Below are 17,494 nucleotides of genomic sequence, written 5' to 3' on the forward strand. Positions count from 1 at the left end.
CAGGTGGCATGCCGGCTGACGGCGGACGACGGCACCGTGCCGGATGCCGCCGGGGCCACCGCGCAGCACCACGGCACACCTGCCGGAGCCCGTTCACCGCGCGGTGGACGGGCTCCGGCAGGTGTGCCGTGGTCAGCCGACGAGTTCCAGGCCGTCCGCGACGACGCGGCCGGCGTGCAGCACCGTACGGTCGTTGCCGCGGTCCATCACGGCGGACGTCACGGTCTCGCCGTCGACCAGCAGCAGGTCTGCGGCGTCGCCCACCGAGACGCCGGGCCGGTCGGCCACCGACGTGAGGCGCGGCAGCTCCGGGTGCAGGATCGAGGCGCCACCGCGGCCGGCGACGGCCATGCAGTGCTCGATCAGCTCGTCGGCGCGGTAGCGGTTGGTGAAGGCCAGCTGCCAGGTGCGGTCCAGCATGTCCCCGTTGCCGTACGGCGACCAGAAGTCGCGCTGGCCGTCCTCGCCGAGGCCGACCCGCACACCGGCGGCCGTCAGCTCGGCGAGCGGCAGGGCCCGGTGCTGTGCGGGGGCGACGGTCGCCATCGCGATGTCCAGCTCGGCGAACTCCTCGATGAGCCGCCGTGTCGTCGCCTCGTCGACACCGCCGAGGTCGTACGCGTGCGAGAGCGTCACCCGGCCGGCCATGCCGAGGGCGCGCACCCGCTCCAGAATGAGGTCGACGCTGAACACGCCCAGCGGGCCGGGCTCGTGGAGGTGGATGTCGACCGGTGCCTGGTGGCGCTCGGCGAGGTCGAAGACGATGTCCAGATGGCGTACCGGGTCCCGGTCCAGGGTGCAGGGGTCGATGCCGCCCACCACGGCCGCACCCGTGGACAGGGCCTGGTCCATCAGCTCCGGCACGCCCTTCTCCTTGAGCAGACCGGCCTGCGGGAAGGCCATGATCTCGACCTCGCAGCGGTCGGCGTGCGCCTCCTTGGCGGCGAGCACACCCTCGAAGCGCTCCAGGCCGCAGTCCGCGTCGATCTGCGCGTAGCTGCGGACGCGGGTGGTGCCGCGCTCGATCATGCGGCCCAGGGTGTACGTGGCCCGCTCGGCGACGCTCCATTCGTCCTCGCGCCAGTGGGCCCGGTCGTTCATGGTCATGGCCCAGACACCGGGTGCGCCGGTGTGGGGGCGGAAGGGAAGCCCCATGCGGGTGGAGTCCAAGTGGCAGTGGACGTCGGAGAACGACGGCAGGGCGAGCCGTCCCCGTCCCGCCACGGTGTCGCCGTCCTCGGCACGGTTCGGGTCGTGCGGGGTGATCGCGGCTATCGCACCGTTCTCGATCTCGATGTCGCGCGGCTCGCCGCCCCAGGGGCGGACATTCGTGATCAGCATGTGAGGAGTCTCCTTGTCTCGGGCGCCGGTGCGCGGTTCTCCGGCGGCGGCCGTCCGGCCGCCGGTCAATCGGCCGGTCAGCGCGACGATCTCCGCGTGCGGAGCGGTGTCGGCGGCCGGGATCTCGTGGATGTCGCCGCGCCGGGTGGCGTACTCCCGCGACCGGAGGAGTCCGCCGCCGGTCTCCGGCGCCACCCAGGAGTCCAGGACGAGGTGGTCGACGCCGGTGAGGGCGTCCAGCTCGATGAGCCCGGGCATCACCAGCGTCTCGCCGAGGTCCGGACCCTCGTCGACCGGCCCGTCGTACCGCGTTCCGACGTACGCGATGATGTCCGCGTCCCACACGATCTCGCCGTCGTGCAACAGCGTGTGACGGCCTGGCTCAGAACTCCGTCACCCGTCCCTCCGCCACCTCGACCCGGCGTGTCGTACGCACGGCTTCCAGCATGCGCCGGTCGTGCGTGACCAGCAGCAGCGTGCCCGGGTAAGACTCCAGGGCCGATTCCAGCTGCTCGATCGCGGGCAGATCGAGGTGGTTCGTGGGCTCGTCGAGCACCAGGAGGTTGACGCCCCGGCCCTGGAGCAGGGCGAGCGCCGCCCGGGTGCGCTCACCCGGGGAGAGCGTGGTGGCGGGGCGCATCACATGGTCGGCGCGCAGGCCGAACTTGGCGAGCAGCGTGCGCACTTCGGCCGGTTCGGTGTCGGGCACGGCTACGCAGAACGCCTCCAGGAGCGATTCCGAGCCGTGGAAGAGCTTGCGGGCCTGATCGACCTCGCCGACCACCACGCCCGAGCCGAGCGCCGCATGGCCGGAGTCGAGCGGAAGGCGGCCGAGGAGCGCGGCGAGGAGGGTGGACTTGCCCGCCCCGTTGGCGCCGGTGATGGCGACCCGGTCCGCCCAGTCGATCTGCAGCGATGCCGGGCCGAAGGCGAAGTCGCCGCGCACGGCCCGAGCTTCGCGCAGGGTCGCCACGACCGAGCCGGAGCGGGGTGCGGCGGCGATCTCCATCCGCAGTTCCCATTCCTTGCGCGGTTCGTCGACGACATCGAGCCGTTCGATCATGCGCTGGGTCTGCCGGGCCTTGGCGGCCTGCTTCTCGCTCGACTCGCTGCGGAACTTGCGGCCGATCTTGTCGGAGTCCGTGGCCTTGCGGCGGGCGTTCTTGACGCCCTTGTCCATCCAGGAGCGCTGCATCTGGGCGCGCCCTTCGAGGGCGGCGCGCTTGTCGGCGTACTCCTCGTACTCCTCACGGGCGTGCCTGCGGGCGCGCTCGCGCTCCTCCAGATAAGCCGCGTATCCGCCGCCGTACAGGTTGATCTGCTGCTGGGCCAGGTCCAGTTCGAGGACCTTGGTGACCGTGCGCATCAGGAATTCGCGGTCGTGGCTGATGACAACCGTGCCCGCGCGGAGCCCCGAGACATAGCGCTCCAGGCGCTCCAGGCCGTCCAGGTCGAGATCGTTGGTGGGCTCGTCCAGCAGGAAGACGTCATAGCGGGACAGGAGAAGGGAGGCCAGGCCTGCGCGGGCGGCCTGGCCTCCGGAGAGCGCGGTCATCGGCAGGTCGAGGCCGACGGTCAGCCCGAGTTCGGCCGCGACCTCCTCGGCCCGCTCGTCCAGGTCCGCTCCGCCGAGGGCCAGCCAGCGTTCCAGTGTTTCGGAGTACCCGTCGTCCGCGCCCGGCGTCCCGTCGACGAGGCCCTGCGTCGCGGCGTCCATCGCGGCCTGGGCGTCGGCGACACCGGTGCGGCGGGCCAGGAACTCCCGCACGGTCTCCCCCGTGCGCCGTTCCGGCTCCTGTGGGAGATGCCCGACGGTGGCGGTGGGCGGGGAGAGCCTCAGCTCGCCCTCCTCCGGCCGGTCGAGTCCGGCGAGAAGCCGGAGCAGGGACGATTTCCCGGCCCCGTTGACTCCGACGAGACCGATCACGTCACCGGGCGCGACGACGAGGTCGAGTCCGGCGAAGAGTGTGCGGTCGCCGTGTCCGGCGGCGAGGTCCTTGGCGACGAGAGTGGCAGTCATCAGGGTGTCGATCCTAAGGGCTCGCAGAGAATTGACCTGTTCGCTCCGGGACTCTACGTCCCCGGCCGGCGCGATGCTCGCGCGCAGGTTGTTCATCTGCGAGCCCTGAGGGCTTACCGACCCCGACCCGCCGGTCAGGCCCTGATCGACGCCGGGGCGGGAGCGCCCTCAGCCGTCGCCCGGAGGGTCCGCCGGGGCGGAGGTGCCCGGCTGTTGCGGGTCGTTGCCCTCGTGGAGTCCGGTGGTGACCTCGCTGCCGCCCGGACCGATCCGGATCTCGAAGTCGCCGGCGTACTTCGCGTGCCCCTTGATGACCGCGGACTCGACCGCTTCCACACCGAACTGGCGCCGTACGATCAGCGGGTCCTGGCGCAGGTCCCGCATCAGCGCCACACACATGCCGATCATGACAAGGGTGAACGGCGCGGCGACCAGGATCGTCAGGTTCTGGAGTCCCGCGAGCGCGTCGCCCTTGCCATTGCCGACGAGCAGCATGATCGCGGCCACTGCGCCGGTGACCACGCCCCAGAAGACGACCACCCATCTGGCCGGGTCGAGGATGCCCTTCTGGGAGAGCGTGCCCATCACGAGGGAGGCGGCGTCGGCGCCCGAGACGAAGAAGATACTGACCAGGATCATCACCAGCAGGCTCATCACCGTGGAGATCGGGAACTGCTCCAGCACTCCGAAGAGCTGTGCCTCCTGGGTGACTGCGTTGCCGAGCTTGCCGGCCTGCTGAAGATCGATCGCCGTGCCGCCGAAGATCGCGAACCAGACCAGGCTGACCGTGCTGGGCACCAGGATGACTCCGCCGATGAACTGCCGGATCGTCCGGCCGCGGCTGATGCGGGCGATGAACATGCCGACGAACGGCGTCCAGGAGATCCACCAGGCCCAGTAGAAAACGGTCCAGTTGCCGAGCCACTCGGCCACGTCGCCCTTGCCGGTCGCCTCGGTGCGGCCGGCGAGCTGGGCGAGGTTGCCGAAGTAGGCGGCGATCGAGGTGGGCAGCAGATCGAGCACGAAGATGGTGGGACCGGCGACGAAGACGAAGACGGCGAGGATCAGGGCGAGCACCATATTGGTGTTGGAGAGCCACTGGATGCCCCTCTCCACACCGGAGACCGCCGAGGCGACGAAGGCCACGGTCAGTCCGGCGATGATCAGGACCAGGAGTCCGGTGCCGGTCTCCTCCCTCCAGTGCAGCTCGTGGAAGCCGCTGCCGATCTGGAGGGCGCCGAGTCCCAGCGACGCGGCGGAGCCGAAGAGGGTCGCGAAGATGGCGAGGATGTCGATCAGGCGGCCGAGACCGCCGTGGGCGCGCCGGGATCCGATGAGCGGCTCGAAGACGGCGCTGATCGTCTGTCTTCTGCGGCGCCGGAAGGTGCTGTACGCGATGCCCAGGCCGACCACGGCGTAGATGGCCCAGGGATGGAGCGTCCAGTGGAACAGAGTGGTGGCCATCGCCGTCTGCATCGCCTCGGCGGCGTCGGCGGGGTGGGTGCCGGGCGGCGGGCTGGTGAAGTGGGCCAGCGGCTCGCTGACCCCGTAGAACATCAGGCCGATACCCATGCCGGCGCTGAACATCATGGCTACCCAGGACACGGTCCGGAATTCGGGCTCCTCCCCCTCCTGGCCGAGGGAGATCTTGCCGTAGCGGCTGACGGCGAGCCAGAGGGCGAAGACCACGAAGCCGGAGGCGGCGAGCATGAAGGCCCAACCGCCGTTGTGGATCAGCCCGTTGAGCATGGAGCTGGAGATGTCCTCCAGCGAGTCGGTGGCGATGGCTCCCCAGACCACGAAGGCCAGAGTGAGAAGAGCGGTGACGCCGAACACCACCCGGTCCGTCGTGGGGTGCCGGTCCCGGTCCGGGTGGCCGGGGAGGTCCGCCTTCACCGGCGGCCCACCCCGGCCACCCGTTCTCTGTTCGTCCTGCGACACGAATGGCACCTTTCACGGAAGCAATTATTTCGCTCTCCGTAGGCAGTACCACACGTAGCGCTCACCTCATGGGATCAACAAGCGGTACCGGCCCGTCCTGTCCCGGGGTCCGGCGGCGAGCTCAGGAGCAGGTGCCTCGTTACGCGTGGCCGCCTCCCGGGATGCGGCGGGCGGGCCGCGGCGGCGTCACGCCCCCTGCGTCGTCCGCCCGGGGCACGGCCGTCGCGGACGCGGATCCCGTGGTGGCCCGTACGAAGGCGCCGGTGCCGCCGACGAACGGCAGCTTCGCAGCGGTGCGGGCCAGGTCGAGTGTGAGCGTGGGGGTGGAGTCGGGCGGGTCGATGAGGTTGCGGTCGGTGCCGGCGACGATCAGGGCCAGGCGGTGTCCGGCCGGGACGACATGGTCGGTGGCCGCCAGTTCGATGGTGATGGTGACGGCCCGGCCCGGGGTGAGCGGGCGGCCCTTCCCGGGGGAGGCGTACGTACCGAGGTCGGCCCAGCCGCGGCTGACCACGGTCCGGTCGACGGTGGTGGTCCGGGCCCTGGTCTCCTTGAAGCAGGAGCTGTCCCCGGTGGTGCTCGCGCCCCAGCAGCTGCGGGTGGTGAGGGTGGTGATGCCCTCGCCGGACGAGCCGTAGTCGCGGATGGTGTCGGGGCCGATGTCCACAAGGACCGCGGAGAGGTGGGCGGTCGAGGTGGTCGGGGTGGCGGTGACGGTCACCGCGGAGGATCCGGAGAGCCTGAGGCCGGCGGTGAGCGGCGCGGTGCGGAACCCGGCCTTGGCGCTCGTGGTCCGGTCCAGGGCCGCGGCCCACTGGGTCTCGCTCTGCGCCGGGTCGTCGGTGAACATCTCGGTGGCGCCGGGGCGGGCCGGCCGCAGGGACAGGGTGCCGACGCCCGGCGCGCTCCCGGCGCCGGGGCGCACGGTGGTGGGGTGCGTGGTGCGGGGCGGCCAGACCCGGTCCGTGGACCACTGGTCGGGGTGGCGTTCGATGTCGGCCATCGGTTCGCGGTCGATGCCGTTGTCGTAACCGAGGAGACAGTGGTCGAACCAGCGGTGCAGCGTGTCGACCCATTCGGCGCGCCGGTAGTCGAACGGGTCGACGTGGCCGGTCTGGGAGAGCCAGATCTTGCGCTCCACGCCCCGGTCGGCGAGCGCCTCCCACCACTGGCCGAGGTGCTTGGTACGGACGTTGAGGTCCTGCATGCCGTGGACGGCGAAGACGCTGGCGCGCACCTTGCGGGCATCCTTCACGTAGTCGCGCCCGGTCCACGGTTTCGACCAGTCGCCGGTGCGCGGTGCCCCGTCGACGAGCCGCTGCTGGACGGCGGCGCAGCGGCCGCGCGCCTCGGGGCTCTCCACGTAGCCGGAGAGCCACTCGGGGCCGCTGCCTTAGAGGGGAGCACCCTGGGCGAAGTAGTAGTCGTACCAGGAGGAGATGGCGCCGATCGGCACGATGGTCCGCAGCCCGTCCACGCCGGTCGCGGCGACACCGTTGGCGATGGTGCCGTCGTAGCTCTTGCCGATCATTGCGGTGCGGCCGTCGGACCAGCCGGCCGTGGCGCGGGCGCTGCCGGTGCGGGTGGTGTAGCCGCGGGCGCGGCCGTTCAGCCAGTCGATCACGGCTTTGGCGGACTGCACGTCCGAGCGGCCTCCGACGTCGACGCAGCCGTCGGAGCGATTGGTACCGGCCAGATCGACGGCGACGAAGGCGTAGCCGCGCGGCACGAAGTAGTTGTCGTAGTGGAGCGGGAACCGGACGGGCCGGCCGTCGGCGTCGTATGTCTTGAGCTGACTCTCGTTGCCTCGCCCGCAGCAGGAGTAGTACGGGCTGGCATCCATGATCACAGGGATCTTCCGGCCCTGCCGGGCGGGTTCGCGCGGCCTGACGATGTCGGCCGCGACGCGGTCGCTGCGCCCGTCCCCGTCGCCGTCCAGTCCGGTGTCGACCCAGACCGATTCACGGACGGCGTTCTCGTACGAGTAGACGGGCCTGCTCTCCGTCGGCCGCTCCTTGCCCGGGCTCGCGCCCTGTGCACCGGCCGGTGGGAGCAGGACGGCCGTCAGGGCGGCGACGGCCGCCACCACCAGCGACCTGTACCTCGAACGGAGGCCTCGCGCACGATTCGGCATGGGCGGAAGGTACCCCGTCCAACTCCCCGGCGGCAGAGGGCGATCAGTGGCACATACGGCGTGATCACGGCGCAAATGCGGACCGCGGCCGTGGCGGCCGAATGGCAATCGTGTGACAGCTGCGGCCATGGACACGACTGATGCCGCGGTCGCTGAATAGTGTCGTCGTGACGGTTCGACAGATCATTTGCCCCGACGACCACTTGGAGCATTCCGTGCACCGCAGACTCATCGTCCCGAGCGCACTCGCGGCCTCCCTGCTGCTGGCGATCCCGGCCTCGGCCGCCGAAGGCACCGTGGGCGCCCCGGGCATCGGCGACCCCTACTACCCGGCCAGTGGCAACGGCGGTTACGACGTGTCCCACTACGACCTGCGGCTGAAGTACCGGCCCTCGACCGATCTCCTGGAGGGCACGGCGACGATCCTCGCCACGACCACCCAGGAGCTCTCCCGCTTCAACCTGGACTTCGGGCTGGACGTCTCCGAAGTACGGGTGAACGGCAAGAAGGCCGGCCACGTGAAGAACGGCGAGCAGGAGCTGGAGATCACCCCTGCGGCCCCGCTGGCGAAGGGCAGGGCCGTCTCGGTGGTTGTGCGGTACGCCGGGAAGCCCTCCGAGGTGAAGATCAACGGCTGGACGTCCTGGGTCCGCACCCCCGACGGCGCGGTGGCCGCCCAGGAGCCGGAGTCGGCCGCCTGGTGGTTCCCCAGCAACGACCACCCGCTGGACAAGGCGACGTACGACATCTCCGTGTCCGTCCCGGACGGCACCCAGGCGATCAGCAACGGCACGCTGCAGTCACAGAGTTCGAAGCTCGGCTGGACCCGCTTCAACTGGCGTTCCAGCAAGCCGCAGGCGACGTATCTGACGACGCTGGCGGTCGGGAAGTTCGACATCACCACGGACACCACGTCGGACGGGCTGCCGGTCGTCAACGCGTACAGCAAGGACCTCGGCGCCAACGCCGGGGCGGCGCGCGCCAGCATCGAGCGGAGTGCCGAGGTCGCCGAGTGGCTGACGGAGGTCTTCGGTCCGTACCCCTTCGACGCGCTGGGCGGGTACTCCCCCAACGTGACGAGCGGCTTCGCGCTGGAGACCCAGACCCGGCCGTTCTACAGCCCGAAGCAGTTCGCGAACGGCGCGAACGTCTCGGTCGTCGTCCATGAGCTGGCGCACCAGTGGTACGGCGACAGCGTGTCCGTCAAGGGCTGGAAGGACATCTGGGTCAACGAGGGCTTCGCCCGCTACAGCCAGTGGCTGTGGTCGGAGAAGGAGGGCGAGGGAACCGCACAGGAGCTGGCGGACTACACCTACGCGCTGCACCCCGCCGACGACGCCTTCTGGAAGGTGAAGCCCGGAGACCCGGGCCCCGACAACCAGTTCGACGCGGCCGTGTACGACCGGGGCGCGCTGGCGCTCCAGGCGCTGCGCAACGAGCTGGGCGACGAGACGTTCTTCGCGCTGCTGAAGGGCTGGCCCGCGGAGCACGCGTACGGGAACGCGAGCGTGAGCGACTTCGTCGCCTATGCGGAGCGGGTCTCGGGCAAGCCGCTCGCCGCCTTCTTCGACACCTGGCTGTTCCGGCCGACGCGACCCGAGGCCCCGTCAGCGACCGGGACGCACGCCCCGCACGCGACCGGGCAGCCCGCGCGGCCCGCCTCCTGGAAGGAGATCGCGGCGACGAACTCCGTGCACGACCACCGCTGACCGGTCCGGGCACCGCGGCCCTTTTCCCCCTGGTGAGGGGCGGTGGTGCCCAGCGGCGGGCCGGCCACGCCGGCCAGGCCGACGGCGTCGGTGCTGTCCGGCCGGCCCCCGCCGTTTCCAGCCCGGTCCCGCGTGTACGAGGAGCGTCCCCTGCCCGGCCCGTCCTACGATTCCGCTCGCGATGCCCGCCCCGCACCGGAGGCCGTGGCGGCCCGAGCCGGGGTCTCCCGGGCGACGGTCTCCCGAGTGGTGAACGGCGGGGCGGGGGTGCGCGAGCCGCTCGTGGACCAGGTGCGCAAGGCGGTCGAGGAGCGCGGATACGTACCGAACCATGCCGCCCGGCCGTACGCCGTCTCCTCGCCCTGGCCCGGTTGATGGTGCCGATGTTGATGGACCGTCTCAACAGCGGGACCGGGGGCGACGAGCAGACATCGGTGATCACACCGACCGGGCCTGGTCCGCCGGGCTTCCGCCTGGCTCGATCCGCCCATCAGGCCTCCTCCCGCCGTACGGCCGCGCGATGGGCCGCGCGGGCCCTGCGTGCGTACGGCAGGTAGCGCAGCCGCTCGGGGAGCACCGGCACCACCCGCCGTACCACCCCGCAGAAGCGCCGCAGTGCGCGCTCCTGTTCGTCCGTCCACTCCAGCCCGATCGCCTCGCGTGCCTCCGGCGGCATCAGCCCGATGGTGACGAACCTCCGGAACCGGGCCAGCGGCGGCAACAGCACCGGCCACAGCACCTTCAGCAGCAGCCTGAGCGGCAGCGGCCCGCGGTCCGGCGGCGGTACGGGACGATCGGTGGCGACCAGGTCCTCGACGACCGCGGTCGCCTCGATCTCCTCGGCGAGCACCCTGCGGAAGTACGGCCAGAACTCCTCGATCGTCTGCGGCATGTCCCGGTCGTGGATGCCGAGGATCCTGCCGACCTGGAGCCACTCCCGGTACAGCGCCCGCTCCTGTGCTCCGGTGAGGGGCCGGACGAGATAGCGCGCGCCGTGCTGGTAGACCGGGAATCCGGTGGCGTGCACCCACGCGTAGTTCGCGGGCGACAGCGCATGGTAGCGGCGCCCTCGGGTGTCGGTGCCCTGGATGGTGCGGTGCAGCCGTCGCAGCCTGCGCCCTTCCTCGGCCGCCTCGTCGCCCCCGTAGACCCAGAGCTGGAGCGAGCGCAGGGACCTCTCGCCGCGCCCCCAGGGGTCCGTACGGAAGACGGAGTGCTCGTCGACGCCGGCGCCGACCGCCGGGTGGGCGACCTGGAGGGTGAGCGCGGCAGGCAGCATCAGCAGGGCCCGGATGTCGCCCGAGAGACTCCAGAGCACACCGCCGGGCGGCGGCGGTACGGGATCGGCGCTGGCCGGTTCGCTGCTCATGGGTACTCCCGACGGTCGGCGGGCACACGGCCAGGCGCCCGGCCCCCTGTGCGATCCAGTATGCGAGCGCCTGGGAAGACATGCGCACCGGCCCCTCGCTGAGCCCCGCCCCTTGCTCGGCCGTCGGTGGTGTTGACGGGACCCATGAAACAAGTCGATAGTATTTGTAACTTTGACTCTCAAGTCGGACGGTCCCTCATATGCCGTGCGTGGAAGGCGAGTTGGCCCTTCACACGGCGACAACCCACTGGAGCGGCCCCGCGGGGAGTCGGAACCCGGACAGGAGGGCGCACCATGGGCCGATACAGCCGCCTGCACGAGATACGCCGGATGGATCCGGCGCGCGACTACGCCGAGATCCTTCGGCTGATCTCTCAGTACGAGTTCCCCTGGGACTACCGGCAGGGGGTGAGTGTCGCCTTCCTCCGGGACTACGGCGTGCCCCGGATCTCCCTGCTCCTCGACCGGACCCAGGAGTTCGAACGGGCCGGGCAGAAGCGGTACGACGACACGGTGCTGATCGGGTACGAGATGGCCGCCGACGGCTTCGACTCGGAGCGCGGACGGGCGGCCGCGCGCCATCTCAACCGGATCCACGGCAAGTACAGCATCCCGGACGACGACTTCCGCTACGTTCTCGCGACCACGGTCGTGGGGCCGAAACGCTGGATCGACCGGTTCGGCTGGCGTCCCCTGTGCGCCCAGGAGGTCCAGGCGCTGGTGGAGGCCGGCCGGAAGACGGCGGCGATGATGGGCATCGAGGGGGCGCCCGACACGTACGAGGGGTTCGAGCGGCTCCTCGACTCCTACGAACAGCGGATGTTCGCGTACGACCCGGCGAACCGGCGGGTCGCGAACGCCACGTTCCGCGTGATCGCGAGCTGGTATCCGCGTCCGTTACGGCCCCTGGTGGCGAGATTCGCGCTCGGTCTGCTGGACGAGCCACTGCTGGCGGCGCTGGGCTTCCGTCCGCAGCCGCGGTGGGTGCGGGCCTCGGCGTCGGCGGCTCTGCGCCTGCGCGCACAGTGTGTCCGCAGGATGCCGGCCCGGCCACGCAGGTTTCCCGCGCGCCCGCGGCCCCGTTCGTACCCCTTCGGCTGGCGGCTCGACGACCTCGGGCCGCACTGGGCCCGCAACCGCCCGGTGGAACCGCTGCCAGACGAGAGGGACGGCCACGCCGGTGGTTCTACCCGGCGGCGAGCAGCGGCACCAGATAGCGGCGGGCGAACTCCCGCACCTGGGTGTCGTCGTCCAGCTCGAAACAGCTGACGGGGTTGAGGAGGAAGGAGACGGTGATCCGCACCATCAGTTCGGCGACCGGGGCCGGATCGCTCTCCGGACGGCACTCCGCGCGCCGGGCGTCACGCAGCCGGTCGGCCAGGTACTCGCGGATGGCGAGGAAGGCCGGTCCGCTCTCCAGGGTCAGGAACGGCAGCATCGTCTCGGGCTCCAGCCTCAGCAGACCGCCGATGAGCGGATGCTCGCGGATGTGCCGGAGAACCGCGGCGAAGCCCTCGACGAGCCGGTCCTCCGTCGTGGGCAGCGCGGCCACGGCTTCGTCCACCTCCACGACGAAGCGGCGGTACTCGCGCAGCAGGCAGGCGGAGACCAGGTTGTCCTTGTTGCCGATCCGCCGGTACACGGTCACCCGCGAGACCCTGGCGCGCTTGGCGACGTCGTCGACGGTGGAGCGGCGCAGCCCGAAGGTCATGAACTGCTCACGCGCGGCGTCCAGGATCTGCTCGCTCAGCGCATCGGAGGGCGGCGTCGCGCGGAGCGCCAGGGCCAGCCGTGTCTCGTCGGTGCTCCGTGCCGTCATGAGCCCTCTCCCGTTCCGCCGCTTCCACCCCACCATAGAAGTCGGCGCAGCCCGCTGCGCTCTCCTCCCTCCGCCTTGCGATCGCACGCACCGGACGCCCCCGACCCCGCCCTCCGGGCGGACGACGCTACTTTCGAAACACGCCCTGGCCGAAGTCGTACACCGTCACCGGTATGTCCCTACCGGTCAGCCGCTTCTCGATCAGGGGCTCGATCCGGGACCACTTCCCGCCCGCGAGCCCACAGCCGATCCGCGGCATGTGGACCGAGGCCCCCAGCTCGCGGGCCCGGCCGGCCACCGCGTCCAGCCCGGTGTCGATCGCCTCGTAACGCACCGGGACCCCGTTGCTGCCCGTGCGCATCCCCCGCTGGCCCACCAGGTTCGCCACCCAGATGTACGGGCTCACCTGCACGAACTGCACCGCGCCGAGGGCGAAGTCGTTGTCCGCGCGCTCCCGGTGCCACCGGCGGTAGGCCGCTTCGGGCTCGGGCCAGCGGCGCGAGAGCGCCAGGACGAATCCCTTGCCCCAGCCGCCCAGGTCGTTGCAGACGTGGACGATCAGCTTGACACCCTTGCCGTGGGGCGCCGTCGCATCCCCCTGTACATACATGATCTCGGACATGGCATCAGGCTAGGTGGCACCTCTGACAACCGGGCACTTTCACATCAGTGGTGAGACAGCAATACTGTTGCACCGGGATGGATCACGCGCGCAGCGGATCGCCCTCAGGGCCGGACACGAGGAGCAGATATGGCGACCGGGGCCGAGGCACCTACGCTCACCGTCGACGAGCTGGCGGCGCGCGCCGGGGTGACCGTGCGTACGGTGCGTTTCTACAGCACCCGCGGACTGCTGCCGCCCCCGGTCATCGGACCGCGCCGGGTGGGCCACTACGGGCACGAGCACCTGTCCCGGCTGGCGCTCATCGAGGAGCTCCAGCACCAGGGCATGACGCTGGCCGCGATCGAACGCTATCTGGAGCAGCTGCCGCCGGACCTGAGCGCGCACGACCTGGCGATCCACCGGGCCCTGGTGGCGTCCTGGGCACCGGACTCGGCGGAGGACGCGACGCGGGCGGAACTGGAGCGGCGCGCCGGCCGGACGCTGACCGAGCAGGACATCGCCCGGCTGGCCGCGATGGGAGTGCTGGAGCACGCGGAGCCGGTCGACGGCTGCTACCGGGTGGACCCGGGGCTGCTGCGGCTCGGGGTCGAGCTGCTCGGCGTGCCGATCGCGCACGAGACGATCCTGGCCGCCCGCACGGTTCTGCTGGAGCACTCCCGGTCCACCGCGCAGGAGCTGACCCGGCTGTTCCGGGACGAGGTGTGGGGTCCGTACCGGGAGCGGCAGTCGGACCCCGAGCACGTGGCGGCGATGAAGTCGCTGTCGGCCCATATGCAGCCGATGGTGATCCAGGCGCTGGTGACCGCGTTCCAGCGGTCGTTGAAGGAAGAGCTGCGGGCCGCGTTCACGGCGGAGTGAACGCGGCCCGCGGGGCGGGCGATCAGTCGTGGGGATCAGTCGTGGAAGGTCTCGCCCTTCTCGGCCTTCTCCACGAGCAGCGCGGGCGGCAGGAAGCGGTCGCCGTACCGCTCCGCGAGCTCCCTCGCGCGGGCGACGAAGCCGGGCAGGCCGCCCTCGTAGCCGTTGATGTACTGGAGCACGCCGCCGGTCCACGGCGGGAAGCCGATGCCCATGATGGAGCCGATGTTGGCGTCGGCGACCGAGACGAGCACGTTCTCCTCCAGACAGCGGACGCTGTCCAGAGCCTCGGAGAACAGCATCCGCTCCTTCATGTCGATGAAGGGGATGCCGGTGTCCGGCTCGGTGCGGTGCCCACCCGGGGGACGACCCCCCAAACCCCCGAAATGCTCCCGCAGTCCGGGCCAGAGGCGGGTGCGCATGCCGTTCTCGTCGTACTCGTAGAAGCCCGCGCCCCCGCTGCGTCCCGGCCGGCCGAACTCGTCGACCATCCGGTCGATGACCGCGTCCGCGGGGTGTCCGGCCCAGGTGCCACCGGCCTCCTCGACGGCCCGCCGGGTCTCGTTGCGGATCTTGCGGGGCAGGGTGAGCGTCAGCTCGTCCATCAGGGAGAGCACCTTGGCCGGGTACCCCGACTGGGCCGCGGCCTGCTCGACGGACGCGGGCTCGATGCCCTCGCCGACCATGGCGACGCCCTCGTTGATGAACTGGCCGATGACGCGCGAGGTGAAGAAGCCGCGCGAGTCGTTGACGACGATCGGGGTCTTCTTGATCCGGCGGACCAGGTCGAAGGCGCGGGCCAGGGCCTCGTCGCCGGTCTGCTCGCCCTTGATGATCTCGACCAGCGGCATCTTGTCCACGGGCGAGAAGAAGTGCAGCCCGATGAAGTCGGCCGGTCGCTCGACGCCTTCAGCGAGGACGGTGATGGGCAGGGTCGAGGTGTTGGAGCAGAGCAGCGCGTCCGGCTCGATGATGTCCTGGATCTCCTGGAACACCTTGTGCTTGAGCGCGGTGTCCTCGAAGACGGCCTCGATGACGGCGTCGCAGCCCGCCAGGTCGGCCGGGTCGCCGGTCGGGGTGATCCGGGCCAGCAGTTCGTCGCGCTCGGCCTCGGTGGTGCGGCCCCGGGAGAGTGCCTTGTCGAGGAGCTTCTCGCTGTACGCCTTGCCCTTGGCCGCGGCCTCGGTGGAGACGTCCTTGAGTACGACCTCGATGCCGGCCCGGGCACAGGAGTACGCGATGCCCGCGCCCATCATCCCGGCGCCGAGCACGGCGACCTTGTTGACCTGGCGCTCCTCGATGCCCTTGGGGCGGCTGGCACCGGAGTTGACGGCCTGGAGGTCGAAGAAGAACGCCTGGATCATGTTCTTCGCGACCTGGCCGGTGACCAGCTCGGTGAAGTAGCGGGCCTCGATGGTCAGCGCGGTCTCGAAGTCGACCTGGGAGCCCTCGACGGCGGCGGCGAGGATGTTGCGGGGCGCGGGCATCGGGGCGCCCGCGAGCTGCTTCTTCAGGTTGGACGGGAACGCCGGCAGGTTGGCGGCGAACTTCGGGTTGGACGGGGTGCCGCCGGGGATCCTGTACCCCTTGACGTCCCAGGGCTGCTGGGACTCGGGGTTGGCGTCGATGAAGGCACGGGCCTTGTCGAGCATCTCCTCCCGGGTCGCGGCGACCTCGTGCACCAGGCCGTTCTCCAGGGCGCGCCGCGGGGTGTACTGGGTGCCCTGGAGGAGGACCTTCAGCAGCGCGTCGGCGATGCCCATGAGGCGTACGGTGCGGGTGACGCCGCCGCCGGCGGGCAGCAGGCCGAGGGTGACCTCGGGCAGGCCGATCCGGGAACCGGGTGCGTCGAGGGCGACGCGGTGGTGCGAGGCGAGCGCGATCTCGTAACCGCCGCCGAGCGCGGCGCCGTTGATGGCGGCGACGACGGGCTTGCCGAGGGTCTCGATGCGACGCAGCGACTTCTTGATGGCGGTGCCGGTGTCGAAGGCCTGCTGGGCGTTCTCCGGACCGACCTTGATCATGTCCTTGAGGTCGCCGCCCGCGAAGAAGGTCTTCTTGGCGGAGGTGTAGATGATGCCGCGGATGGAGTCCTTCTCGGCCTCGGCGCGGTCGGCGACGGCCGCGATGGAGTCCTTGAACGCCTGGTTCATCGTGTTGGCGGACTGGTCGGGATCGTCGAGTACGAGGGTGACGACGCCGGTCTCGTCCTGTTCCCAGCGGATGGTCGTGCTCTCGGTCATTGCTTTTCTTCTCCGTAAGTGAGGGGCCCGGCGTGGGTGAGGGAGCGGGGCCGGGGTGCGTGGATCGCAGGGCGGCGGAGGACCGATCCATGGCGGAGCCGTGGTGAGGGACGGCAACGCCGCGAGGCGCGTGCCCACGCCCCGCGATGCCATGCCACCCGCCGCCGGCCCCTCCCGGGGTGGCCGGGGACGGTCAGAGACGCTCGATGACGGTGGCGATGCCCATGCCGCCGCCGACGCAGAGGGTGGCGAGGCCGTAGCGCTGGTCGCGGCGCTCCAGTTCGTCGATGAGGGTGCCGAGGATCATCGCGCCGGTGGCGCCGAGCGGGTGGCCGAGGGCGATGGCGCCGCCGTTGACGTTGATCCTGTCGAGCGGGAGGTCCATGTCCCGGGCGAAGCGGAGCACGACTCCGGCGAACGCCTCGTTGATCTCGACGAGGTCGATGTCGTCGATGGTCAGCCCGGCCTTGGCGAGGGCCTTGCGGGTGGCGGGCGCGGGGCCGGTGAGCATGATGGTCGGCTCGGAGCCGGAGACGGCTGCGGAGACGATCCGGGCGCGCGGCGTGAGTCCGTAGCGCTCGCCGACCTCCTTGTTGCCGATCGCGACGAGCGCGGCGCCGTCGACGATGCCGGAGGAGTTTCCCGCGTGGTGGACGTGGTCGATCTTCTCGACCCAGTGGTACTTCTGCAGCGCCACCGCGTCGAAGCCGCCCATCTCGCCGATCGCGGCGAAGGAGGGCTTGAGAGCGGCGAGCGAGTCCGCGGTGGTGCCGGGCCGCATGTGCTCGTCCTGGTCGAGCACGACGAGGCCGTTACGGTCCTTGACCGGTACCACGGAGCGCGCGAAGCGGCCGTCCTTCCACGCTTCGGCGGCGCGTTCCTGGGAGAGGGCGGCGAACTCGTCGACGTCACGGCGGGAGAAGCCCTCGATGGTGGCGATGAGGTCGGCGCCGATGCCCTGCGGGGCGAAACCGGTCTGGAAGCTGGTCATCGGGTCCATCGCCCAGGCCCCGCCGTCGGAGCCCATCGGGACCCGGGACATCGACTCGACGCCGCCCGCGAGCACGAGGTCCTCCCATCCCGAACGGACCTTGGCGGCGGCGAGGTTGACCGCTTCCAGGCCCGAGGCACAGAAGCGGTTCTCCTGGACGCCGGCGACGGTGTCCGGGAGGCCGGCCGCGATGGCGGCGATCCGGGCGATGTCGGAGCCCTGGTCGCCGAGCGGGCTGACCACGCCGAGGACGATGTCGTCGACGGCCGCCGGGTCGAGGCCGGGGAAGCGGCTGCGGAGCTCGTGGATGAGGCCGACGACGAGGTCGATCGGCTTGGTGCCGTGCAGGGCGCCATTGGCCTTGCCGCGGCCGCGCGGGGTGCGGATCGCGTCGTAGACAAACGCTTCGGTACTCAAGACAGCAGCCTTTCGGGGGGTGGTTGT

11 protein-coding genes and 2 pseudogenes are annotated in these 17,494 nt (G+C 70.9%); 4 read left to right on the forward strand and 9 right to left on the reverse strand.

Translation table 11 applies throughout. The annotated features are described in order from the left end of the window. Positions 1 to 132: 132 nt before the first annotated feature. The 4 genes and pseudogenes from ACWCQ6_RS19575 to ACWCQ6_RS19590 form a co-directional block, all read right to left on the reverse strand. Positions 133 to 1,341, reverse strand: coding sequence for an amidohydrolase (locus ACWCQ6_RS19575; protein ID WP_451090825.1), 1,209 nt, complete (start codon positions 1,339 to 1,341; stop codon positions 133 to 135). 382 nt (positions 1,342 to 1,723) lie between these two features. Next, on the reverse strand, positions 1,724 to 3,361 hold the full coding sequence (locus ACWCQ6_RS19580) for an ABC-F family ATP-binding cassette domain-containing protein (protein ID WP_451090752.1): 1,638 nt from the start codon (positions 3,359 to 3,361) through the stop codon (positions 1,724 to 1,726). Positions 3,362 to 3,529: 168 nt separating this feature from the next. Next, the gene (locus tag ACWCQ6_RS19585) at positions 3,530 to 5,302 is read right to left on the reverse strand and encodes a BCCT family transporter (protein ID WP_451090754.1); all 1,773 of its coding nucleotides are present in this window, start codon (positions 5,300 to 5,302) and stop codon (positions 3,530 to 3,532) included. Positions 5,303 to 5,441: 139 nt separating this feature from the next. Further along, positions 5,442 to 7,436 (reverse strand): annotated as a pseudogene (locus ACWCQ6_RS19590) (Xaa-Pro dipeptidyl-peptidase). A gap of 215 nt (positions 7,437 to 7,651) precedes the next feature. On the opposite strand from ACWCQ6_RS19590, the gene ACWCQ6_RS19595 reads away from it, so the two are divergent. Both ACWCQ6_RS19595 and ACWCQ6_RS19600 read left to right on the forward strand, forming a co-directional pair. Next, complete coding sequence (locus ACWCQ6_RS19595) at positions 7,652 to 9,145, forward strand: M1 family metallopeptidase (RefSeq protein WP_451090827.1); 1,494 nt, start codon at positions 7,652 to 7,654, stop codon at positions 9,143 to 9,145. A gap of 150 nt (positions 9,146 to 9,295) precedes the next feature. Continuing rightward, a pseudogene (locus ACWCQ6_RS19600) lies at positions 9,296 to 9,487 on the forward strand (LacI family DNA-binding transcriptional regulator); the annotation flags it as partial. A 148-nt stretch (positions 9,488 to 9,635) separates the two neighbouring features. On the opposite strand, the gene ACWCQ6_RS19605 reads toward ACWCQ6_RS19600, so the two are convergent. Then, the gene (locus tag ACWCQ6_RS19605; RefSeq protein ID WP_451090756.1) at positions 9,636 to 10,514 is read right to left on the reverse strand and encodes an oxygenase MpaB family protein; all 879 of its coding nucleotides are present in this window, start codon (positions 10,512 to 10,514) and stop codon (positions 9,636 to 9,638) included. Between the two features lie 294 nt (positions 10,515 to 10,808). Between ACWCQ6_RS19605 and ACWCQ6_RS19610 the strand changes: the two genes are divergently transcribed. Further along, on the forward strand, positions 10,809 to 11,783 hold the full coding sequence (locus tag ACWCQ6_RS19610) for an oxygenase MpaB family protein (RefSeq protein WP_451090758.1): 975 nt from the start codon (positions 10,809 to 10,811) through the stop codon (positions 11,781 to 11,783). On the opposite strand, the gene ACWCQ6_RS19615 is transcribed toward ACWCQ6_RS19610, so the two are convergent. Together ACWCQ6_RS19615 and ACWCQ6_RS19620 are read right to left on the reverse strand one after the other, a co-directional pair. Next, complete coding sequence (locus tag ACWCQ6_RS19615; protein WP_451090760.1) at positions 11,701 to 12,333, reverse strand: TetR/AcrR family transcriptional regulator; 633 nt, start codon at positions 12,331 to 12,333, stop codon at positions 11,701 to 11,703. The genes ACWCQ6_RS19610 and ACWCQ6_RS19615 overlap by 83 nt on opposite strands. A gap of 127 nt (positions 12,334 to 12,460) precedes the next feature. Beyond that, a complete protein-coding gene (locus ACWCQ6_RS19620; protein WP_451090762.1) occupies positions 12,461 to 12,955 on the reverse strand; it encodes a macro domain-containing protein in 495 nt (164 codons plus the stop codon). Positions 12,956 to 13,084: 129 nt separating this feature from the next. On the opposite strand from ACWCQ6_RS19620, the gene ACWCQ6_RS19625 reads away from it, so the two are divergent. Continuing rightward, on the forward strand, positions 13,085 to 13,816 hold the full coding sequence (locus tag ACWCQ6_RS19625) for a MerR family transcriptional regulator (RefSeq protein WP_451090764.1): 732 nt from the start codon (positions 13,085 to 13,087) through the stop codon (positions 13,814 to 13,816). A gap of 35 nt (positions 13,817 to 13,851) precedes the next feature. Here the strand turns inward: ACWCQ6_RS19625 and ACWCQ6_RS19630 are convergent, their stop codons facing one another. Together ACWCQ6_RS19630 and ACWCQ6_RS19635 are read right to left on the reverse strand one after the other, a co-directional pair. After that, a complete protein-coding gene (locus tag ACWCQ6_RS19630) occupies positions 13,852 to 16,059 on the reverse strand; it encodes a 3-hydroxyacyl-CoA dehydrogenase NAD-binding domain-containing protein (RefSeq protein ID WP_451090766.1) in 2,208 nt (735 codons plus the stop codon). 193 nt (positions 16,060 to 16,252) lie between these two features. After that, positions 16,253 to 17,467: an acetyl-CoA C-acetyltransferase gene (locus ACWCQ6_RS19635; protein ID WP_451090768.1), complete on the reverse strand. Its 1,215-nt coding sequence runs from the start codon at positions 17,465 to 17,467 to the stop codon at positions 16,253 to 16,255. Positions 17,468 to 17,494: the final 27 nt, after the last annotated feature.

This window comes from Streptomyces sp. NPDC001880, assembly GCF_053594575.1.